The 21,060-nt window shown below is 69.5% G+C and carries 22 protein-coding genes; 10 read left to right on the top strand and 12 right to left on the bottom strand.

All coding sequences use genetic code 11. From position 1 onward, the window contains the following. Positions 1 to 15: 15 nt before the first annotated feature. Positions 16 to 510: a GNAT family N-acetyltransferase gene (locus EAO79_RS05355; protein WP_124768187.1), complete on the bottom strand. Its 495-nt coding sequence runs from the start codon at positions 508 to 510 to the stop codon at positions 16 to 18. Between the two features lie 172 nt (positions 511 to 682). Here EAO79_RS05355 and EAO79_RS05350 point away from each other — a divergent pair, with 172 nt between their 5' ends. Then, positions 683 to 1,579, top strand: coding sequence for an alpha/beta hydrolase fold domain-containing protein (locus EAO79_RS05350; RefSeq protein WP_124768185.1), 897 nt, complete (start codon positions 683 to 685; stop codon positions 1,577 to 1,579). 73 nt (positions 1,580 to 1,652) lie between these two features. On the opposite strand, the gene EAO79_RS05345 is transcribed toward EAO79_RS05350, so the two are convergent. Further along, a complete protein-coding gene (locus tag EAO79_RS05345) occupies positions 1,653 to 1,964 on the bottom strand; it encodes a metalloregulator ArsR/SmtB family transcription factor (RefSeq protein WP_064295846.1) in 312 nt (103 codons plus the stop codon). A 65-nt stretch (positions 1,965 to 2,029) separates the two neighbouring features. On the opposite strand from EAO79_RS05345, the gene EAO79_RS05340 reads away from it, so the two are divergent. Continuing rightward, positions 2,030 to 2,929: an NAD-dependent epimerase/dehydratase family protein gene (locus EAO79_RS05340; RefSeq protein WP_124768183.1), complete on the top strand. Its 900-nt coding sequence runs from the start codon at positions 2,030 to 2,032 to the stop codon at positions 2,927 to 2,929. A gap of 51 nt (positions 2,930 to 2,980) precedes the next feature. On the opposite strand, the gene EAO79_RS05335 is transcribed toward EAO79_RS05340, so the two are convergent. Further along, positions 2,981 to 4,039 (bottom strand): LacI family DNA-binding transcriptional regulator, encoded by a 1,059-nt coding sequence (locus tag EAO79_RS05335; protein ID WP_198425022.1) that lies wholly within the window; start codon positions 4,037 to 4,039, stop codon positions 2,981 to 2,983. Positions 4,040 to 4,205: 166 nt separating this feature from the next. On the opposite strand from EAO79_RS05335, the gene EAO79_RS05330 reads away from it, so the two are divergent. Then, positions 4,206 to 6,641 (top strand): glycoside hydrolase family 2 TIM barrel-domain containing protein, encoded by a 2,436-nt coding sequence (locus EAO79_RS05330; protein WP_124768181.1) that lies wholly within the window; start codon positions 4,206 to 4,208, stop codon positions 6,639 to 6,641. 51 nt (positions 6,642 to 6,692) lie between these two features. On the opposite strand, the gene EAO79_RS05325 is transcribed toward EAO79_RS05330, so the two are convergent. The 3 genes from EAO79_RS05325 to EAO79_RS05315 form a co-directional block, all read right to left on the bottom strand. Then, positions 6,693 to 7,679, bottom strand: coding sequence for a hypothetical protein (locus tag EAO79_RS05325; RefSeq protein WP_124768179.1), 987 nt, complete (start codon positions 7,677 to 7,679; stop codon positions 6,693 to 6,695). A 64-nt stretch (positions 7,680 to 7,743) separates the two neighbouring features. After that, entirely contained in the window at positions 7,744 to 8,712 is a 969-nt protein-coding gene (locus tag EAO79_RS05320) for an alpha/beta hydrolase (RefSeq protein WP_124768177.1), read from the bottom strand. A 188-nt stretch (positions 8,713 to 8,900) separates the two neighbouring features. Next, positions 8,901 to 9,656 carry an SDR family oxidoreductase gene (locus EAO79_RS05315; protein WP_124768175.1) on the bottom strand — a complete coding sequence of 252 codons (756 nt, stop codon included), beginning with the start codon at positions 9,654 to 9,656 and terminating at the stop codon, positions 8,901 to 8,903. A gap of 115 nt (positions 9,657 to 9,771) precedes the next feature. Here EAO79_RS05315 and EAO79_RS05310 point away from each other — a divergent pair, with 115 nt between their 5' ends. Continuing rightward, positions 9,772 to 10,617, top strand: coding sequence for a helix-turn-helix transcriptional regulator (locus EAO79_RS05310; protein ID WP_124768173.1), 846 nt, complete (start codon positions 9,772 to 9,774; stop codon positions 10,615 to 10,617). 173 nt (positions 10,618 to 10,790) lie between these two features. On the opposite strand, the gene EAO79_RS05305 is transcribed toward EAO79_RS05310, so the two are convergent. Both EAO79_RS05305 and EAO79_RS05300 read right to left on the bottom strand, forming a co-directional pair. Further along, a complete protein-coding gene (locus EAO79_RS05305) occupies positions 10,791 to 11,297 on the bottom strand; it encodes a hypothetical protein (protein ID WP_124768171.1) in 507 nt (168 codons plus the stop codon). Between the two features lie 122 nt (positions 11,298 to 11,419). Next, positions 11,420 to 11,833, bottom strand: a complete 414-nt coding sequence (locus EAO79_RS05300; RefSeq protein WP_124768169.1) for a hypothetical protein — start codon at positions 11,831 to 11,833, stop codon at positions 11,420 to 11,422. A 105-nt stretch (positions 11,834 to 11,938) separates the two neighbouring features. Between EAO79_RS05300 and EAO79_RS05295 the strand changes: the two genes are divergently transcribed. Together EAO79_RS05295 and EAO79_RS05290 are read left to right on the top strand one after the other, a co-directional pair. Continuing rightward, a complete protein-coding gene (locus EAO79_RS05295; protein WP_124768167.1) occupies positions 11,939 to 12,508 on the top strand; it encodes a hypothetical protein in 570 nt (189 codons plus the stop codon). A gap of 62 nt (positions 12,509 to 12,570) precedes the next feature. Then, the gene (locus EAO79_RS05290; RefSeq protein WP_124768165.1) at positions 12,571 to 13,383 is read left to right on the top strand and encodes an isocitrate lyase/phosphoenolpyruvate mutase family protein; all 813 of its coding nucleotides are present in this window, start codon (positions 12,571 to 12,573) and stop codon (positions 13,381 to 13,383) included. 13 nt (positions 13,384 to 13,396) lie between these two features. Here the strand turns inward: EAO79_RS05290 and EAO79_RS05285 are convergent, their stop codons facing one another. Together EAO79_RS05285 and EAO79_RS05280 are read right to left on the bottom strand one after the other, a co-directional pair. Further along, positions 13,397 to 13,939 (bottom strand): hypothetical protein, encoded by a 543-nt coding sequence (locus EAO79_RS05285; protein WP_124768163.1) that lies wholly within the window; start codon positions 13,937 to 13,939, stop codon positions 13,397 to 13,399. Beyond that, positions 13,936 to 14,292, bottom strand: a complete 357-nt coding sequence (locus tag EAO79_RS05280; RefSeq protein ID WP_206428284.1) for a helix-turn-helix domain-containing protein — start codon at positions 14,290 to 14,292, stop codon at positions 13,936 to 13,938. The genes EAO79_RS05285 and EAO79_RS05280 overlap by 4 nt, the downstream gene beginning before the upstream one ends. 235 nt (positions 14,293 to 14,527) lie before the next feature. On the opposite strand from EAO79_RS05280, the gene EAO79_RS05275 reads away from it, so the two are divergent. The 3 genes from EAO79_RS05275 to EAO79_RS05265 all read left to right on the top strand — a co-directional run bounded on the left by EAO79_RS05275 (position 14,528) and on the right by EAO79_RS05265 (position 18,024). Further along, complete coding sequence (locus EAO79_RS05275) at positions 14,528 to 15,427, top strand: pentapeptide repeat-containing protein (protein WP_124768161.1); 900 nt, start codon at positions 14,528 to 14,530, stop codon at positions 15,425 to 15,427. A 34-nt stretch (positions 15,428 to 15,461) separates the two neighbouring features. Further along, positions 15,462 to 15,995: a hypothetical protein gene (locus tag EAO79_RS05270; protein WP_124768159.1), complete on the top strand. Its 534-nt coding sequence runs from the start codon at positions 15,462 to 15,464 to the stop codon at positions 15,993 to 15,995. Between the two features lie 133 nt (positions 15,996 to 16,128). Continuing rightward, entirely contained in the window at positions 16,129 to 18,024 is a 1,896-nt protein-coding gene (locus EAO79_RS05265) for an FAD-binding monooxygenase (protein WP_124768157.1), read from the top strand. A gap of 3 nt (positions 18,025 to 18,027) precedes the next feature. Here EAO79_RS05265 and EAO79_RS05260 read toward each other — a convergent pair whose 3' ends face one another. Then, entirely contained in the window at positions 18,028 to 19,074 is a 1,047-nt protein-coding gene (locus EAO79_RS05260) for an NAD(P)-dependent alcohol dehydrogenase (protein WP_124768155.1), read from the bottom strand. A 45-nt stretch (positions 19,075 to 19,119) separates the two neighbouring features. Between EAO79_RS05260 and EAO79_RS19505 the strand changes: the two genes are divergently transcribed. Beyond that, a complete protein-coding gene (locus EAO79_RS19505; RefSeq protein ID WP_124768153.1) occupies positions 19,120 to 19,695 on the top strand; it encodes a TetR/AcrR family transcriptional regulator in 576 nt (191 codons plus the stop codon). On the opposite strand, the gene EAO79_RS05250 is transcribed toward EAO79_RS19505, so the two are convergent. After that, complete coding sequence (locus EAO79_RS05250) at positions 19,612 to 20,961, bottom strand: acyltransferase (RefSeq protein ID WP_124768151.1); 1,350 nt, start codon at positions 20,959 to 20,961, stop codon at positions 19,612 to 19,614. The two genes, EAO79_RS19505 and EAO79_RS05250, sit on opposite strands and share 84 nt — an antisense overlap. Positions 20,962 to 21,060: the final 99 nt, after the last annotated feature.

The raw sequence follows: 21,060 nt of genomic DNA, 5'->3' as shown, positions 1-21,060 counted from the left end.
CCGCGCTGCCGAGCGTCAGCGGAGCGGGCGGGCGTAGCAGAGCGACATCGGGATGACCTCGTACGGCGAGTAGATCGGGATGGGCTCGTAGCCGAGCCACTCGTAGAGCCGCACGGCCTCGGGCTGGCGGTCGCCGGTCTGCAGGATGAGGCGGGACGCCCCCTCGGCACGGGCGGTGTCCTCGACGGCGGTGATCAGGCGCTTCGAGATGCCCCGCCCGCGGTGAGCCGGGAGGGTGACGACGCGCTTGAGCTCCCATTCGCCGTGCAGTCGGCGCAGGGCGGCGTGACCGACCGGCTCGCCGTCGATGAGGGCCAGGAAGGTCGCACTGATGTCGGCAGGATCGACGGTGAACGCGGTCAGCGCCCGCTCGGCGGCCTCGGGGTCCCAGTCCTCCCAGGCCGACGCGTACCGTGCGTCCATCTCCTCGTCCATCGCGGCGCGGAGCCGCACGGCCCGCTCGTCGTCCCAGGCGACTCGCTCGATGACGACGGGGTTCAGCTCGGGCATGCGGTTCCTTCGGGACGGGCTGCTGCGGCGCGATCGGCACGTCGACGCCGTCTGCCAGTGTCCCACGACGAAGACCCGTCGGAGCGCTTCACCTCCAGCATGACGGGGACTCCTGCCCAGCCTGCGCTGCTACCGTGGCGAGACCCAGGAACCCGTCAACCGCGGAGGCACCGTGCTCACCATCCCAGGCGTCGTCGTCGGCCCAGCGCTCCGACTCATCCGCGCGAACCGCGCCTTCGTGAGTGAGGCCGGCGCGCGCCGCCGGATCCGGGAACGCACCCTCCGGCCGGCGTCCTACGGTCCACCCAGCACCCTCCGCAGCGACGTCCGGGTCGACGTCGAACGTTTCGCAGACTGGCCGGTGTACACCGTGTCCCCCACGCGACGACCGGCGATCGGCGGGGTCGTGTACGCGCACGGCGGCGGCTGGGTCGGCGAGATCGCACCGCAGCACTGGACGCTGGCGGCCACCATCGCCGCGGAGACCGGCGCCGTGGTCACACTCCCGATCTACCCGCTCGTGCCCTACGGCACCGCGGCGGTGGCGCAGAACGGCGTCGTCGAGCTGGTGCGGCGCAGCATCGAGCGGCACGGGCCGACCGTCCTCGCGGGCGACTCGGCCGGCGGTCAGATCGCCCTGTCGGCTGCGCTCCGACTCCGGGACGAGGGCGTCGTCCTGCCGATGACCACCCTGCTGTCACCGGCGCTCGACCTCACCTGGAGCAACCCGCGGATCCCCCTCGTGCAGCCGAGCGACCCCTGGCTGGCGACGCCCGGTGGGCGCGTGTTCGCGGAGCACTGGCGCGGCGATCTGGACATCACCGATCCGACCGTGAGCCCCCTCTTCGGCGACTTCGCCGGGCTCGGACCACTCACGCTCTTGAGCGGGACCCGCGACGTCCTCAACCCCGACGCAGAGCTGCTCGTCGACCGAGCCGAAGCGGCCGGCGTCACCGTCGACTACCACGAGGGCACCGGACAGTTCCACGTCTGGGCACTACTGCCGACCCGCGCCGGAGAGGCCGCCACGCAGACGATCGTCCGCAGCGTCACGCGCGGGCTGCGCTGAGTCGCGCGAAACGGCTCGAGATCGCGGCGGAATCGGACATCTTCGGGCGACTCAGCGCCGTATCGAGACCGAGCTACGCGGTCCGGCGCTTGCGGACCTCACGCAGGACCATCTGCTCCGGGCACACGGTGGACAGGAAGTCGCCCACCGACAGCGCGAGGCGCTCACCGACGAGTGAGTAGAGGATGCGGTTCGCATCGCGGCGCTCGGAGACGAGGCCGGCCTGGCGCAGGACGCTCAGGTGCCGCGAGATGGTCGGACCGGTGGCGTCGAAGCGTGCGGCGATCTCCCCCGCGGCGAGCTCGCCGTCTTTGAGGTCCTGCAGGATCTGCCGCCGCGTCGGATGAGCGAGCGCGGCGAAGATGTCCGACGCTGTATCTGCCATGTTTGCAATCTAGCACAATTGCGATATACAGTTTCGCTATATTGCTAACAAGCGAAGGAGACAGCATGCGAGTGGCCATCACCGGTGGGACCGGGTTCGTCGGACGACACCTGGCCGAGCGACTGCAGCACGACGGGCACGAGATCGTCGTCGTCTCCCGACGCACCGGCGTGGAGATCGACGACGTCGAGGCGTTGACCGCCGCGTTCGCCGACTGCGACGCGGTCGCGCACTGCGCCGGGATCAACCGAGAGCTCGGCGACCAGACCTTCCAGCGCGTGCACGTCGACGGCACCCGGGCGGTCGTGGACGCGGCCCGTCGCGCCGGCGTCGGTCGCATCGTGCTGGTGAGCTTCCTCCGCGCGCGCCCCGACTGCGGCTCCGGGTACCACGAGACGAAGTGGGCGGCCGAGGAGATCGTGCGGGGCTCGGGCATCGCGCACACCGTCCTCAAGTTCGGCATGATCTACGGCGCAGGCGACCACATGGTCGATCACGTCACCAAGGCCGTCCGCACCTTCCCGGTGTTCGCGACCGTCGGCTACCGCGAGCGCCGCGTGCGTCCGGTGCCGGTCGCGGACGCCGTCGACGTCCTCGTCGCAGCACTCGAGGGCCGGGTGTCGGAGCCGACCGTCGCGGTCATGGGCGCCGAGGAGCTCGAGCTGGGTGCGGCCGTGCGCCGGATCGCGCACGTGGCCGGACGCCGCCCGCTGTACGTCCCGGTCCCCGTGTGGACGATCCGCCTGCTCGCGCGCGCGACGGAACGCCTCATGAAGACGCCGTTGGTGGCGAAGGCGCAGGCGCAGATGCTGGCGGAAGGAGTGAGCGAGGCGGCCCCAGCGGCACCGGAACTCCCCGCGGACCTCCGTCCCTCACGCCGCTTCGACGAGTCCCGGATCCGTGCCGCGCTCCCCGTCGGCCGCTTCACGCTCCACGACCTCCGCCTGCCGCGCTCGTCCCGCTGAGTCGCCCGAAACTGCTCGAAATTCGGGCTGAAACGCACAGATTCGGGCAACTCAGGGCGTCGAGGGCGGGACCGGCCCCGTCGACTCCCGCGCGATGAGCGTCGTCGCGAGCTCGAGGTGATGGGAGAACGGCCGCTCGCCGGCATGCAAGCGGAGGACGGTGTCGACCGCCGCCCGGCCGATGTCGTGCATCGAGGTGTGGACGGTCGTCAGGAGCGGAACGGTCAGCATCGCCGAGTACGTGTCGTCGTAGCCGACCACGCTCACGTCCTCCGGCACGCGGAGACCGGCCTGGACGACCGTGCGGATGACGGCGAAGGCGTCGGCGTCGTTGGTCGCGAACACGGCGGTCGGCGGGTCGTCGAGTGCGAGCATGCGCTCGACCGCCCGCGCCGAGGTGCCCATCCCCTCCTCTGAGACGAGCTCTGGGTCGAGCCTGACACCGGCCGACAAGAGCGCCTCTCGATAGCCGATCGCCCGCGCATGGAGGCCGGGATTCGCCGGATGTCCGCCCACGAAGGCGATCCGCCGATGCCCGAGGCCGACGAGGTGCTCGACCGCCTGCTGCCCGCCGGCGGCGTGGCTCGAGCCGATACTCGCGACCGAGCGGTCGAGCGGATCCGGCGAGTCGACCGCGACGAGCGCGATGCCCGCGTCGAGGCAGGCATCGACGACGTCGGCGGCGATGGGGGTCGTGACGACGATCATGCCGATCGCACCTCGCGCCGCGACGCCGTCGACGAAGCTGCGGTCGAGCGCCACCTCGTCTCCGGTCGCATCCGTGGAACCGAAGCCGGAACCGGGCGACAGCACCCGCGTCACGAGATCGACGTCCGACCGCTGTGCCGCGGCGACCATGCCGTCGAGGACACGGAGGGAGTAGACGCTGTGCAAGGTGTCGAACACGACGTGGATGCTTCGTGGAGCACCGGGGATCGACCGGGGTGTCGGGCGGTACCCGAGCTCGCGGACGGCCGTCTCGACCCGGGCACGGGTCGCCTCGGACATGCCCGAACGACCGTTGATCACCTTCGAGACGGTCGCGATCGAGACACCGGCGCGCTCTGCGATCGACGCCAGCGTCGGACCCGTCATGGGTGTGCGTGCCATGGAGCCCCTCCCTCGTCCCGCAGCGGGCAGCCGTCGGTCGCGCCCAGCATAGCGAAACAGTTTCGAATCGAGGCGTTGACGACGCCTGGCCGCTCAGCCTACCTTCGGGGTCAGGGCGCACGACGCCGAAAGACTTTCGTCATCCCGATCTGCACTGGAGCACGTCATGACCACCATCCCGTTCACCGGCGACTGGATCGTCCGCGCACCCCGAGGCCCGTTCGCCGCCGTCCAGGGCGGTGCCGACGACTCGCTGGCCGTGACCCTCCCGCACGACGCGCTGCGCGATACCGAGCGCTCGCCGGACGCAGTCGCGAAGGGCGGGGCCGCCTACTTCCCCGCCGGCGCGTTCAGCCAGGTGAAGACCTTCGAGGTCCCCGCCGAGTGGTCCGGTCGCATCGTCCGGCTCGAGATCCAGGGCGCGTTCCGTCACGCGATGGTGTACCTCAACGACGAGTTCGCCGGCAATCGTGCCGACGGCTTCGCGCGCTTCTTCGTCGAGCTCACCCCGTTCCTCCATTTCGGCGAGACGAACACGCTGCGCATCGAGACCCGCGCAGGGCAGGACTCCCGCTGGTACGCCGGAGCCGGGCTGCACCGCCCGGTCCTCCTGCACGTCGACGAACCCACGCACGTCGAACCCGACGGTGTCCGCATCACGACGATCCGGATCGAGGATGACCAGGCGGTGCTCGAAGTGGCGACGACCATCGTCAACCGGGGTCTCACCAGGAGCGCGCGCGTCCTCGCGACGGAACTCGCCGGCCCAGACGGGAGGGTGGTCGAGGGCGAGCGCACGCCGGTCACCGTCGCGCCAGGCGGTAGCGCGCTCATCCGCCAGCGCCTGTACGTGCCGGACGCAGCCCTGTGGAGCGTCGACTCGCCGGCACTGTACTCGGCGAGGACCTCGCTCGAGGTCGACGACCGACCCGACGAGGCGGCCGTCGTCCACACGGTCCACGGCATCCGCACGGTCACCGTCGACCCTCGGAAGGGTCTCCGCATCAACGGCGAGCCGGTGCTCCTGCGCGGCGCCTGTGTCCACGGCGACAACGGTCCGCTCGGTGCAGCGTCGATCGCGCGCGCCGAGGAACGGCGTATCCAGCTCCTCAAGGACGCCGGCTTCAACGCGATCCGCGCGGCCCACAATCCGGCGTCGCCCGCCATGCTCGACGCCTGCGACCGCATCGGCATGCTCGTCATGGACGAGGCCTTCGACATGTGGGGCCGGGGCAAGACGGACCACGACTACTCCCTCGACTTCGCGCAGTGGTGGCGGGCCGATCTGGAGTCGATGGTGGCGAAGGACATGAACCATCCGAGCGTGATCATGTACTCGATCGGCAACGAGGTCGTCGAGGTCGGCACCCCGCACGGTGCGATCCAGGCGCGGGAACTCGCCGAGCACGTGCGCGCGTTGGATCCGACACGACTCGTGACGAACGGCGTGAACGCGACCCTGGCCGTGCTCGACGATCTGGACGACATCATGGCGTCGGACCAGGGGTTGAACGAGCTGATGGGCGAAGCGGGCGCGAACATGATGAGCCTCATCGGATCCTCCGACGCCGTCACGACGCGCACCGAGGAGTCCAGTGCAGCCCTCGACGTCCTCGGTCTCAATTACGCGGACGGCCGCTACGCGAGCGATGCCGAGCGGTTCCCGCACCGCGTGATCGTCGGCTCGGAGACCTTCCCGACGCAGATCGGCGACCTCTGGCCGCTCGTCGAGGCGAACCCGAACGTGATCGGCGACTTCACCTGGACCGGCTGGGACTACCTCGGCGAGGTCGGCATCGGTGCGACCTCCTACGCTGAGGACCCGGAGGCGAACGGCGCACTCGAGCGCGAGTTCCCCTACCTCACCGCGTGGTGCGGCGACTTCGACATCACCGGCTGGCGGCGGCCGGTGTCGTACTACCGGGAGATCGTCTTCGGTCTGCGGTCCGAGCCGGCCATCGCGGTGCTCCGACCGGAACGGCACGGGCAGACGATCACGATGCAGTCGCCGTGGGCATGGAGCGACTCGGTCGACTCGTGGACATGGCCCGGTTTCGAGGGCGCGCCGGTGACGGTCGAGGTCGCCGCCGATGCCGACGAGGTGGCTCTACTGCTCGACGGTGTGGAGGTGGCGCGTGGGCCGGTGGGTGGACGCCGGCCGAAGCTCGCCGAGTTCGAGACCGTCTACCGGCCGGGCACGCTCGAGGCGGTCGCGTTCCGCTCGGGCGCGGAGGTCGGACGCACCGCGCTCGTCTCCGCCACCGGCCCGACCAGGCTCGTGGCGACCGCCGACCGGACGACGCTCCGCGCCGACGACACCGATCTCGCCTTCATCGCGATCGAGCTGCGGGACGCGGCCGGCGTCCTGGTCACCGGCGCCGACCGCGAGGTCTCGGTCAGCGTCGCGGGCGAGGGTCGGCTCGCGGGCTTCGGAACCGGCACCCCGAAGACGACCGAGCGCTTCGACGCGACCACGCGCACCACCTTCGACGGACGGGCGCTGGCGATCGTCCGGCCGAGCGGGCCCGGTGCCATCACGGTGACGGTGAGCGGTGCCGGCCTCGACGACGTCGTCTTGGATCTGGAGGCAGCGGCTCGCTGAGTCGCCCGATTCTGCACGGATATCGCCGTATTCCGTGCAGAACGGGGCGACTCAACGCCCCATGGATCTGAGCAGCAGCGAGGCGAGTTCGTAGCGCGCCCGGCCGACCGGCTCACGAGGGTCGTATCCCAGGATCCGGGTGAAGTGCTCGTGCTTGCCCTGCAACGTCGAGTGGTGCATGCCGAGCTCCTGCGCTGCTGACCGCACACTGTCGCCTCGCACCAGCGCGTCGAGCACCCGCACGGCACGATCGTCGAGTGCGGCGAGCGCCGAGACGTCCGGCACCCCAGCGGCGGTGGCGGCCAACTCCCGGACCGCGTCAGCGAGAATACCGAGGTCCGCGATGTCGACGACCCGGTGGGAGGCGTCCGTCATGCTGATGGCCAACTGCGCGTCCGCCCACGATCGCACCAGCTGGGTCGCGACGCCCGGGCGTCCGATCCCGGCGACGCCGTCGACAGTAGACGGTCCCGGCACCGAGTCGGGACCGCTGATGATCGTCGCCCGCAGCACGCCACCGGTGCCGACCGTGAGGGCCGACGGACCGCCCTGCGGGTGCACCGACGGTGACGTCGCGATCACCCGCAGGGCGGAGCCGGAGAGGGACAGTCGTTCGGCGGCCTGCGATCGTTCCGACTCGGAACGGTCGGCATCGAGCAGGACCTGCACCGACGAGTCCGCCTGCGGGTGACGCCGCGACCGCAGCAGGGCCACGGCGAGCGCGAACCGTTCGAGCACGATCGCGTCGTTGGCGTGGGCGACTCCGACGCGTTCCAACCAGACGGACCCGTCACCGGCGACCGTGCGCGTCGGCCAGTCCGCGGATTCGACGGGCAGCCGGTGGCCGGCAGGATCGACGCGGACGGCAGCCTCCGGGGTACGCGCTCCTGCTGGCACCCCGGCCAGAACGGCTGCTCCGCGGGTGAGCGCTTCGGTGTTCACCCCGCCCGCGACGAGCGCGTCGAAGTAGGCGATGACCTTCAGACCTTCACTCGCCTCGGGATCCAAGGCGGTGAGGCGGCCGACGAGTTCCTGCATGGCGTCACTCCGATGTGCCTGTGACGACCCAGCATAGGGAACCGGGCCGTCACAGGCGATGACCTCAGGGCGCGAGCAGGCGAGCGACCCAGGCGTTCCGGGCGGCGGTCATGGCCCGGGCGAGTTCGGCGTGCGGCGCGAGCATGTCGAATCCGTGGAACCCACCCGGCCACACGTGGAGCTCGGCTTGGACGCCGGCCTGCCAGAGCGACGTCGCGTAGGCGACGTCCTCGTCACGGAAGACCTCTGCACTGCCGCAGTCGATGAAAGCGGGTGGCAGGCCGGTCAGATCGGTTGCGCGTGCCGGGGCGGCATAGATGGAGACGTCGTCGCCTCCGACACGGTCGCCGAGCAGTGCGGTCCAGCCGGTGATGTTGCTGCCCCGGTCCCAGACGCCGACCCCGTCGATCTGCGTGGTCGAGACGGTGGCGTCGCGATCGTCGAGCATCGGGTAGATGAGGACCTGGCCGGCGAGCTCCGGACCGCTCCGATCGCGGGCCAGGAGCGCGACACCAGCGGCGAGCCCTCCACCGGCGCTCGCTCCCGCGATGATGAACCGAGCCGGATCGATGCCGAGTTCCTGCGCGTGCTCCGCCGTCCAGACGAGTGCGGCGTAGCAGTCCTCCACCGGGTACGGGTCGGGGAACTCCGGTGCGAGTCGGTACTCGACGGTGACGACCGTGGCGTCGAGTTCGACGATCCACGGCAGGAACTGGGCGAGCCCCACGAAGCGGTCGCCCATGATCATCCCGCCGCCGTGGGTGTGGAACACTCCGGGGCCGGTGCCGATCTTGCCGGCTCGCGCGAGCACGGAGACGGAGATCTCGGCACCCTCGTACCCGGCGATGCTCAGATCGCGGCGCTCGACCCCGGCTTCGGCGAGCATCTCGTCCACGGGGAGCGAGACCGGCGACGCCTGGCGCAGCATCGGGATCATGTCGGCGGTGAGGGTCGAGGGCATCAGATCGCCGACGGCGGCGAGGACCGCGGCGAGCTCGGGATCGAAGGGCGGGTGGTTCGCGGTCGCGGTCATGATGAACTCCAATGTCCACAGCGGATGACGGTATCCCCAGTCTGCTGCTCGCGACGGCCCGACTCACCCGCCGAACGTGCCCGTCTTCCCGGCATCGCACCGCCATCTGGCGGGCTCCGGACGCGCTGAGTCGCCCGATTCTGCACGATCTCAGCCTGATTCGTGCAGATTCGGGCGAACGAACGCGCCTAGTGCGGGTCGAGGCGGTTGAGCATCGCGACGGTCTGGTCGTACTCGCCGCGGACCTCGGCGTAGCGCAGGAACTTGACGTTCTCGACCTGGATCTCCGTGGCGTCGGGCTGCGACTCGATGAGGCCCATGACCTCGTCGGCGAACGCGTCGAGTGGCATCGCGAAGTCGCTCTCCTCCTGGCCGGGCATGAGCGAGGTGCGGACGGCCGGCGGGACGAGCTCGACGATACGGACGCCCGTGTCCGCCAGCTGGAGGCGGATCGACTCGCTCAGCATGTGGATGGCCGCCTTGCTCGCGTTGTAGGTCGGCGTCACCCGCAGCGGGGTGAAAGCGAGGCCCGAGGAGACGGTCATGATCGTGGCGTCCGGTCGGCTGCGGAGCTGCTCGATGAACGCGCCGATGAGCCGGATGGGCCCGAGGACGTTCGTCGTGATGATCTCCTCGGCGGTCGCGACGAAGTCGGAACCGGTCCAGTCCTCGCCGCGCATGACGCCGGCCATCGTGATGAGCACGTTCATCTCCGGGTGCTCCGCGATGACCTGCTTCGCCGCGGCTTCGATGCTCGCAGGATCGGCTGTGTCGATCCGCACGGTGTGGAGGCCGGGCTCGTCGGCGGCGATCGACTCGAGGAGTTCGGTGCGTCGCCCGCCGATGATGACGGTGTTGCCGGCTGCGTGGAGGCGTCGTGCGAGAGCGAGGCCGATGCCGCTCGTCGCGCCGGGGATGAAGACGGTGTTTCCGGTGATCTGCATGCATCGAGTCTCCGTCGGTGACGACGGCCGCACCAGGGTGCGGCGATCCATGGATCGGCGATCCATGGATCGGCGATCCCTGGATCGCCTGGCCGCGGAGGCGGATACTGGCGGGATGGATCGCCCAGCGCTCGCCGACTTCCTCCTCCGACACCGATCGGCGTTGCAGCCCGCGGACGTCGGTCTGAGCAGCGGACCTCGGCGACGGACGGCCGGGCTCCGACGCGAGGAGGTCGCGCAGCTCGCAGCGATGTCGACCGACTACTACGCGCGGCTCGAGCAGCAGCGGGCTCCGCAGCCGAGCACGCAGATGCTGGGTTCGCTCGCGCGGGCGCTCCGATTGAGTGCAGAGGAACGCGACTACCTGTATCGGATCGCCGGACACAACGCGCCGACCCGCCTCGCAGCGACCGACTACGTCGCGCCGGCGCTTCTGCGCGTCCTCGACCGGCTCACCGACGCACCCGCGCTCGTCCTGTCGGCGCTCGGCGAGACGCTCGTCCAGAACGACCCGGCCCGGGCGCTGTTCGGCGATGCGAACCGGTACCGGGGCCTGGAACGCAGCGCGATCTACCGCTGGTTCCTGCACCCGGAGGAACGCGAGCGATACCCCGCCGAGGACCAGGACCGGCAGAGTCGAGCGCAGGTCGCGTCGCTGCGTGCGGCCTACGGCTCGTTGGGGGCGCAGTCGCCGGCTGGCGAGATCGTCGAGGCGCTCACCGCGCACAGTGAGGACTTCCGGCGACTGTGGGCGACGCACGAGGTCGGGCGGCGGTTCGAGGACCACAAGGTGCTCATCCACCCCGAGATCGGCCCCATCGAGCTGGACTGTCAGGCCCTGTTCACCGAGGACCAGTCGCAGGCACTCCTCGTCCTCACGGCCGCGCCGCACACCGAGGCCGCAAGCAAGCTCAAACTCCTCGCCGTCCTCGGTACCCAGACCTTCGAGGGTGCGCGGTAGCGGAAGCGCCGGCCGAGCGGTTCAGGCCGTCTTGGAGGACGAGCGGAGGACGCTCCGAGAAGGCCGTCCGAATCTCCGCTGGAAATCCGCTTCCATCTCAGCAACAAGGGCTCGCTCTTCATCGCTGATCGGGTCGGCCTTCCCTGCAGCGATCCGCTCGGAAAGAACGCTCTTCATGCGATCGTCTTCTGCCACGGGAACCTCCTTCTGACGGAACTCCTATTGTCCATCGCTCCCTCCCCGGTGTCCACGGCCCCTCCCGAGACGGCGTGGGTGACGGCGAGGATCATCTCGTACTCGGTTGCGGTCGCTTCCGTACGGAGCGGCTCGAGTGCTCGAATGCCGATCAGCCTGTCCACCCGATGATCCGACCGTGCCAGCGTCAGCGCCCATTCCGCTCTGTGCCACCACTGCTCGCGTTCGGCAGCCTTTCGAGTCACACGAGCCTGACGATCTGCCGCGAGTAACGCGATCCAGGCGGCGACGACGGCGAGGACACCAGCGATTCCACCTGCCATCGGCGGCCCGGACAAGACGGTTCGCCAGAACCCACCGTCGACGATGAATGGCGGGAACAGGCGTCCGACAATCGAGCCGATCAGACATCCCACTCCGGTGAATACGACACCGACCTGCCATGCGCTCAGCGCTGCGCTGCCGAGCGGCTCTCGCGACGCCACCTCGTTCAGTGAACACAATCCGCACCCCCGGATATAGCGTTCCAGACGACCTGAACCGGGTCCATCTCGTGGGGAGCTGTTCGCAAAATGCTCCGGCCCAGTGATCCTGTGGAGCGCTGTCGTCAGGCAGTTGCAGCGATCTTCCGGCGACGCCGGACAGCCCCGCCGATCGCGACGCCGACGACCCCGACGATCACCGGGACGACGAGCCCGAGAACGACGACCGCGAGGAGTGCCAGGACGAAGCTCGGCATCAGCCCGCCGCCGATCAGGTCGACCACGAGTAGCGGGATGAACGCGAGCAGCACGAGCCATGCGAGCCCCGGCTGACGCGACACCGCGAGGACGCCGACCGCGAGCCAGACACCCGCACCCCACAGCAGGAGGCCGAGGGTGAAGCGCCAGGAGTCGTACGCCTGGTACGGCAGGAGTTGCGGACCGGGTGCGGCCAGATCCGGGTTGCCGATCACGACCAGCGAGGCGACCACGAGGCCGAGAGCGGCGAGTACGAGGGCAAAGACACCGAAGACACGCACGGCTACCTCCTAGGGTCACGAATTCGATCAGGTGTGGCCCAGCCAACCACACCGAGGGGAGATGTCCCCATTCCCTGCCCCTCGCGCACCGCGTACGTTCGAGGGATGAGCGACGACGGACGCACCGAGACCGGCGAGCAGTCACACACACCAGAGCAGGACAAGCTGCTGATCGAGTGGCTGGAGATCATGCAACCACGCCTCGCGCGATTCGAGGACTTCCTCACACCGCGCGAGGTCGTCACCGACTACACGCGGGACTCGCTCGTGTCCCTCGAGCAGCTCATCATCGACCGTTGGCCGGACCGCCATGTCTTCGCGCAGGAGCAGGACACCGATTTCACCGATGGCGCCACGCGATACATCGGCGAGACCTACCTGCGGATCGGCGGCGGCGGGTGGTTCGTGAACCACGATCCGAGTTTCCTGTACTCGGGTCGGCTCTGCATCCTGCTCGACGTCGAGATGCCCGTCCCGATCTCGCCACTCAACCTGATCACCACGATGCTGAGCCGACGCACCGGCAACGTCCTCACAAGGATCTGGGACGGGCAGACGAGGAAGATCGCAGAGCTGCGGGCGGCCAACCCGGGCTGGGAGCCGAAACGCGAGCCGTTCCCCGGCGCGATTCCGATGTCACGCTCGAGCTCAGCCTTTACCCCTTCGGTCCGCTGACTCCCTGGGTCTCAGCCACCCACGCGGTCGAACGGCCAGGCGAGATGTGCTGGACTTGCCTGATGACCACACCGCTCGAACGCGCGCTCGCCCTGCAGGCCATGCACGTCCCCGGAGACCCGCTGATCCTGCCGAACGCCTGGGACGTCGCCTCCGCCCGCGCCGTCCTGGCGTCCGGCGCCCGCGCAATCGCGACGACGAGTGCCGGGGTCGCCTGGTCGCTCGGGCACCGCGACGGGAACGAGCTGAACCGCGACGTCGCCCTCGACACCGTGCGACGGATCGCATCGTCGGTGTCCGTCCCGGTCACCGCGGACATCGAGGGCGGCTACGGCGAGACACCGGACGAGGTCGCCCGCACGATCGCCTCCTGTATCGACGCGGGCGCCTCCGGCGTGAACCTCGAGGACTCGCTCCGCCCGATCGCGGAACAGGAACGACGGATCGAGGCAGCACGGTCTGCCGCTGACCAGGCCGGGATCCCCCTCTTCATCAATGCCCGGATCGACACGCATCGACTCGGCGACATCGGAGACGACCGTTGGTTCGACGAGACGGTGACGCGTGCCGCTGCGTATGCACGGGCCGGCGCGAGCGGGATCTTCGTGCTCGGTGCCCTCCGAGCCGACACGATCGAGCGGCTCGCCGATGCGACGACCCTGCCACTCAACGTCGCCTTCGGTCCGGGAACGCTGACGATCAGCGAGCTCGCGAGAGCCGGCGCGAGTCGCATCAGCGCTGGTTCGTCGATCGCGGAAGCCGCTTACAGCCTCGCGCAGCAGTGGGCGACGGCGATGCTCGATACGCCCGATGCAGCTCCCGCATCACCGCCCACGCTCGGCTGGGCCGCACTGAACCAGCTCATCCGGGACTGAACCCCCGACGGGGTCAGCGGTACGACGACCACACGTCGCGGATCGCCTCGAGCTGTCGGTCGATCGTGAAGCCGGAGATGTCCAGGACGACGTCGACCTCCGGCGGCGATGCGAGCAGGTCGTGCAGCAGATCGAACTCGGCGTCCGTCAGATACGCGGGGCGCGTCGCTGCACGCTCTCGCGCCTCATCCACCGGGAGCGTGAGATGGACCACGAGGCAGTCGGGGAGTTCCGCACGGTAGGCCGCGAGCGCGTCAGCCGGCACGACATCCGCGATGACCACGTCGAAGCCGGCGTCACCGAGATTGCGAGCGAGCGCCGCGGCGTTCCGGACCGCGAGCAGGTGCTGTGCTCGCCCCTCAGGACCGCTCCAGAGCGTCGCGTCACCGGCCACGATCAACTGCCGAACGTCGTCGGCATCGATGAACGCCGCTCGTTCACGCTCTCCGGCGAGGCGCCTGCCGCAGGTCGACTTCCCGACCGCAGGACCACCCGAGAGCACCAATGGACGCATACTCATCTGCTCGATGCGATCACAGGCCTGCGAGAAGGTCAACTCGCAAGGGTGACGCTGCGATCCCCGAAGTCGGCGACAACCCGGACCTGACCCCCCAACGCGGCGACGTACTTCCTGATGGTGTCGAGTTCGAACGACTCAAGCTGCCCGTGTTCGATGGCCGACACACGACGCTGCGATACGCCCATCGTCTTACTGAGCTCCGTCTGCGTCAGATCAGCTTCCTTCCGCAGCGTGACCAGTTGATAGGCGAGCACTTCTGCCTCGGCGGCATGGCGAGCGGCGGCGACGCGCTCCGGATCTCGGCCCAACTTCGCACGCGCGCTCCCCCAACTCACTGGCTTCTCACTCATCGTCATCACCCTTCTGCCATTCACGAAATCGCTGTTCACCTTAGAACCCTTGGGTTCTGAATGCAATCCGATCGAGCATGCCGATTCGGCACCCTCCGATACCCTGAGGGCAGTGAACCGTTCTCTCCCTCTGTGACCCAGAGCCCCTCCAGCGACACCCGTTCGCTCCTCCGTCGAGGGGCGGTGATTTCGTGCGCCCGGAAGGGGAGCTCCCTGCGGAGTTCCCCCGCACCCCGGCCCTCTCTCGAAACCACTCCGGAAAGACCACTCACGCATGACCTCCATCGACGCTTCCTCCGTCCCGTCCGACGACCGCTCCGCCCTCCGCGCGAACTGCGCTGACTGCTTCGCGCTCTGCTGCACCGCCTTCGGGTTCCAACGATCAACCGACTTCCCGATCGACAAACCGGCAGGCACGCCCTGCCTCAATCTGGCGGACGACTTCTCCTGCGCCATCCACGAATCCCTGCGTCCGAGAGGGTTCCGCGGGTGCACCGTCTTCGACTGCTTCGGCGCTGGCCAGCTCGTGTCGCAGGAGCTCTTCAGCGGCACGAGCTGGCGGGAACGCCCCGACACGAGCGCCGAGATGTTCGCCACGTTCTCCGTCGTGCGCCAGCTGCAGGAGATGAGTTGGTACCTCGTCGAAGCCGCCGAGCGGACGGCCGCGACAGACCTGATGGCGCACATCAGCCGCCTCCGTATTGGGATCCAGCGGATCCTCGACGGCGGCACCTCCGAGATCCTCGCCTGCGACGTCGAGTCCCTCCGCGCCGACGTCCGGCACCTGCTGATCGACGTCAGCGAGGAGGCGCGGGGCGGGTACCTGGCCGGCGCCGACACCGAGCCAGGCGACGACCTCCACCCCTCGGCGGATCTCGCCGGCCGCGACCTGCGCGCTCGTCGGCTGTGCGGAGCCGATCTACGCGGGGCGATCCTGATCGGCGCGGACCTGCGTGGGGCGGACCTGGCGGGCGTCGACCTGCTCGGAGCCGATCTCCGCGATACACGACTCGACGGGGCCGACCTCTCGGCCGCCCTGTTCCTCACCCAGATGCAGCTCAACGCGGCACGAGGTGACGAGGCGGCGCTCTTGCCGACCACCCTCGACCGACCGGGGCACTGGACGACGGCGAGTCGCGCTTCCTCCCCGACAGATGGGGAGTTGTCCCCGTAGGCCTCGGGCGGCCGTCCCCGATACCGTCGATGACATGATCCGCATGCACCGCACCCTCGCCCTGACCGCCCTCGTCGCAGTGACCGCCGGGATCGCCCTGACCGGGTGCTCGAGCCCACAGGAGGCACCCGACGACGCCCTGGCACTCGGCACGGGTGTGGCCGTCGAGGTCGGGACGGGCGTCGAGATGTCGTTCGCCATCGACGACGTCCGGGAGGGGAAGCTCAGCGACCTCGCCGAGATGGGCGCGCAGTCGACGCCGTCGGACGAGGGGAAGACCCCGTACTTCGTCACCTACTCGGTCACGCTGACGGACGGCGACATCAAGGACGCCGACCGCTCCGCACTCCCCGTGCCGACGACGGACGAATGGAAGCTCAGCGGCACGGGCACCTACCAGCCCATCAAGGTCCTGGGCCAGTTCGACTGCACCCCGGACGGCAACGCGACGGCCGGAGTGTCCCCCGACGCCCCGCTCGTCGCCTGCCAGGCCTTCCTCGGCGACAAGGACGCCCTGCCCACGGTCATCGAGGTCAAGGACCTCGGCACCTGGGCGACGAAGGACTGAACTCCCGCGACTCGAGCTGCACCTGCACCGGCGAACGGTCTTCCACCGTGCGCCGGTGCAGGGTAGTGTCTGCCGTGCGATAAGCGAACACCGTGTTCCATTATCGAATTCTTGACGATGAAGTGAGGAATCGATGCAGTTCCACCACCACGGCTATGTCTCCGGTGATCCGCGGGTCCTGCCCGCAGCGGGCGTCGGCATCGACCGGCCCGATGACCTCCCGGAGGAGATGGACGTCCTCATCGTCGGCAGCGGCCCGGCCGGCATGATCGCCGCCGCCCAGCTGTCCCGGTTCCCGACGATCACCACGCGGATCGTGGAGCGCCGACCGGGACGCCTCGCGATCGGCCAGGCGGACGGTATCCAGGCGCGCAGCGTCGAGACCTTCGACGCCTTCGGCTTCGCCGAGCGCATCACCGCCGAGGCGTACCGGATCACCGAGATGGCGTTCTGGAAGCCCGACCTCGACGACCCGAGCCGCATCGTCCGCGGCGCACGCCCGCTCGACGACACGACGGGCGTCAGCGAGTACCCGCACCTCATCGTGAACCAGGCTCGCGTGCTCGACTACTTCGCCGAGTACATGGCGAACGCCCCGACCCGGATGCGCCCCGACTACGGGTGGGCGTTCCAGGGACTCGAGATCGACGACGACGCGGAGTACCCGGTCGCGGTCACACTGCTGGACACGAGCGATGAGTCCTCCGGCGAGACCAGGACCGTCCGCGCGAAGTACGTCATCGGGGCCGACGGCGCCCGGAGTGCCGTCCGCCAGGCGATCGGCTGCACCTTGGCCGGCGACCAGGCGAACCACGCGTGGGGCGTCATGGACGCCCTCGCGGTCACCGACTTCCCCGACATCCGCACGAAGTGCGCCATCCAGTCGGGTTCCGGCGGCAGCATCCTGCTCATCCCCCGCGAGGGCGGGCACCTCTTCCGCATGTACGTCGACCTCGGCGAGGTGCCGTCCGGCGGAAGCGAAGCCGTGCGGTCGACCTCGATCGAGCAGATCATCGACCACGCGAACACCATCCTGAGTCCGTATCGGCTCGACGTGAAGCACGTCGCCTGGCACAGCGTCTACGAGGTCGGCCATCGCCTGACGGACCGCTTCGACGACGTCCCGCTCGACGAACTCGGCACGCGCACGCCGCGCGTCTTCATCACCGGCGACGCCTGCCACACCCATAGCGCGAAGGCCGGGCAGGGGATGAATGTGTCGATGCAGGACGGCTTCAACCTGGCGTGGAAGCTCGGCCACGTGCTCGAGGGTCGGAGCCCCGAGAGCCTCCTGGCGACGTACTCGGCCGAGCGTCAGGTCGTGGCCCGGGAGCTCATCGACTTCGACCGTGAGTGGTCGAGCCTCATGGCCAAGCGGCCGGAGGAGTTCGACGACCCCTCCGAGCTCGCCGACTTCTACGTGCGGACGGCGGAGTTCCCGGCGGGCTTCATGACCGAGTACACCCCGTCGGCCATCGTCGGCGAGGCGACCCACCAGCACCTCGCGAGCGGCTTCCCGATCGGCAAGCGGTTCAAGTCCGCCCTCACTTCGCGCGTCGCGGACGCCAACCACATCCATCTCGGACACCACGCCACGGCCGACGGGCGCTGGCGGATCTACGTCTTCGCGGATGCCGCTTCGCCAGCGTCTGGCCGATCAGCGGAGCTCGCCGCCTGGCTGCAGGACGACCCGGAGTCACCGCTCCGCGCGGTGCCTGACGGCGTGCGGGCCGACGACTGGTTCGACGTGAAGATCGTCTACCAGCAGCGCCACACCGACATCGACCTCGGCACCGTTCCGCCGGTGTTCCTGCCGCGCGTCGGCCCGTTCGACCTCATCGACTACGAAAAGGTCTACGCCCGCCATCCCGACGTCGACATCTTCGCCGACCGCGGCGTCGACCGCGCGGGTGCCGTCGTCGTCGTGCGGCCGGACCAGTACGTCGCCCACGTGCTCCCACTCACGGCCACCACGGAGCTCGCGGCGTTCTTCGACGGCGTGATGGGACGGCAGACGACGCACTCCTGATCGTCAGGCGAGCTCGGCGTCGATGTCGGCGAGGTCCAGGACGAAGCGGTACCGGACGTCGTTGCGGGCGAGCCGGTCGAGCGCCACGTCCACGTCCGCTGCCGGGACGAGCTCGACGTCGGCTGTCACACCGTGAGCGCCGCAGAAGTCCAGCAGGTCCTGCGTCCACCGGTGACCCCCACTGCCCGACGATGTCAGTCGCTTCCGGCCGAGGAGCAGGTCCATCGTCTGGATGGAGATCGGTCCGAGGTAGCCGAGCGAGCACAGGGTCCCGTCGAGGTCGAGGACGCGGAGGTACGGCGTGAGGTCGTGCTCCACGGAGACCGTGTCGATGACGAGGTCGAGACTGCCGGCCGCTGCGGCCATCGCCTCGGGGTCGGTCGAGACCACGACCCGGGACGCGCCGAGCCGCAGTGCGTCGGTCGCCTTGCCCTCGGAGGTGGTGAAGACCGTGACGTCGGCGCCGAGCGCGTGGCCGAGTCGGACGGCGAGGTGCCCCAGACCGCCGAGGCCGACAATGCCGAGCCGCGTCCCCTCCCCCACGCCGTTGGTGCGGAGCGGCTCCCAGACGGTGATGCCGGCGCACATCAGGGGTGCCACACCCGCCGGATCCAGGGAGGCCGGGCGGTGGTAGACGAAGCTGTCGCGGACGACATAGCGCCCGGAGTAGCCGCCGAGCGTCGTGCTCCCGTCGATGCGGTCCCGGCCACCGTAGGTGAGGGTCGGGAACTCCAAGCAGGAGTTCTCCTGGCTGCGCAGACACATCGTGCAGGTTCCGCACGAGTCCACGATGTTGCCGACGGCGACGGCGTCGCCGGGCGCGAAGGACGTCACGTCCGAGCCGACCGCGACGACCTCCCCGACGAACTCGTGACCGGGCACGAGTCCGGCCGCGGGTCCCGCGGAGGCGAGGGCGTGCAGGTCGCTGTGGCAGACACCGCAGTGCGTGACCCGTACGTCGACATCGTCCGGGCGGAGTTCGCGGCGGTCGATGACGGTCGGTCGGAGGGAGCGGGGAGCAGCGGTGGACATGAGGGCGGTTGTGCGCATGGGCCGATACTACCTACTAGTTGGTAGTATCGCTACACTGGATCGATGACCACTGCCGAACAGACTCGCCAGCGCATCCTCGACGCCGCGACCGAGGAGTTCGCCACCCACGGCATCGCAGGCGCACGGGTGGACCGCATCGCCAAGCGCTCCGGCATGAGCAAGCCGATGATCTACGCGTACTACGGCGCGAAGGACCAGCTGTTCGACGCCGTCTTCCACGCCCACGTCATCGCGAACGGCGACCGCGTGCCGTTCACCGCCGCCGAGCTCCCCGAGTACGCGGCCCGGCTCTACGACGACTACCTCGCCGATCCGGCGCTCGCTCGCCTGGTGCTGTGGAAGCGGCTCGAGCGCGAGAGCACCGGCTACCTGTACCCCAGCCTCGAAGACCACGACGTCCGCCACATCCAGGACATCGAGGCGGAGCAACGAGCGGGGTCGATCCGCCCCGACCTCGACCCGGCGGACATCTGGTCGCTGCTCATCTCGACCGCCGCGACGTGGGCACAGGCGTCGATGACGGTCGTCGCGACCTCAGCGGACGCACCCGAGGTCCACCAGCGTCGGCGCACGGCACTGGCCGCGACGATCCGCGCCGGCCTCTGCACTCAGGAGTAACGCGGCGAGGATCAGCACCACGGCGAGCGCCGCGCTGAGCACCGTCGTACCGATCACGAGGAGCGCCACGATCGCGCCCAGCCCCAGCAGGACGGCGATCGCGAGTCGCCGTCGTGCACCGGTCGCGACCGGAGGCGGAACCGCCTCGACACGGGCGAACACCGTCGCGACCAGTGCGGTCAGTGTCAGTGCCACCGCCAGCCAGAGGGGCCGTCCGAACCACCACCCGAGGCTGTCCGGCGCGGGGAGGGCGATGCCGGTCAGAAGCGCGAACACTGCCGACGCACCGGCCATGGTGAGGAGTACCGGCATGTGCCAGAGGTAGATCGTCATGGCGCGACGGGTGACGAAGTCGACCACGAACGCGACCCGGCGACGCGCGCTCAGCCGAGTGAGTCGCTCGCGGACGAGCGACAGCAGTGCCGTGTGGGCGACCCCGACGAGGAGCAGCGCCGCGGTGGGCGGGTTGATGTTCGCGATGAGGTCGCTGGAGTAGACGCCGGCCCACCAGGTGAGTACGAGGACGACGACCGCCCCGACACCGGCGAGCGCCCGGACGCGCCGGCTGAGCGCACCGATCGAGCCGTCCGCCAGGAAGAATCCGAGTTGCTGGAGCGCGGTCCAGACGAGGGCGAGGTTGATGAATCCGAGGGCGTCGACACCAGTGGCAGCACGCAGGACGTCGACCAGCACGGCGGCGATGGCGAGTGACGCGATCGACCGGAGCGGTGCGCGCTCATGAGCGGCGGCGAGCGCAGGCAGCAGTGCCTGGCAGAGCAGGAAGACGCCGAGGAACCAAAGTGGCTGGCCGAACCGGAAGCCGGCCATGGCGACGAGGTCGGCGGGGACACCGGCCAGCGTCAGCGTCGCGAGGGCGGCTCCCACACAGCCGATGGTGACGACCGCGGGGAGCAACAGACGATGGAGCCGCGCGGCGACGAACGCCGAGGTCGGCGCACCATGCGACCGGTGGCGTCGATACGCGAGCAGGCCGGCGAAGCCGCCGATCACGAAGAACAGCGGCATGACCTGCAGGATCCAGCTGAGCGGGGCGATCCAGGCGGTGCCGTCACTCGCGTTCTCGAACATGGGACCGGCGGAGGTCACCGTCACGCCGACCATCATCGCGTGCAGGACGACGACCCCGACAATGCAGCAGGCGCGGACGAGGTCGATGCCCGTGTCGCGCGAACCGGACGGGACGGGCGACGATCCGGTCACGGGTGCGGGTCTGGAGCGGCGGTGCGGGGTGTGGGTGATGGCCATGACGGTCCTCCTCGGTGATGTCCGAGGAGGTTATGAACGCGGTACCGAAGGGCACATCACCCGGCGGTGTCGTCGCGCCCCGTACCCAGGGGTGAGGCG

It is taken from the genome of Plantibacter sp. PA-3-X8 (assembly GCF_003856975.1).
GTDB lineage: Bacteria > Actinomycetota > Actinomycetes > Actinomycetales > Microbacteriaceae > Plantibacter > Plantibacter auratus.
This window is presented reverse-complemented; position numbering and strand designations above follow the sequence as displayed.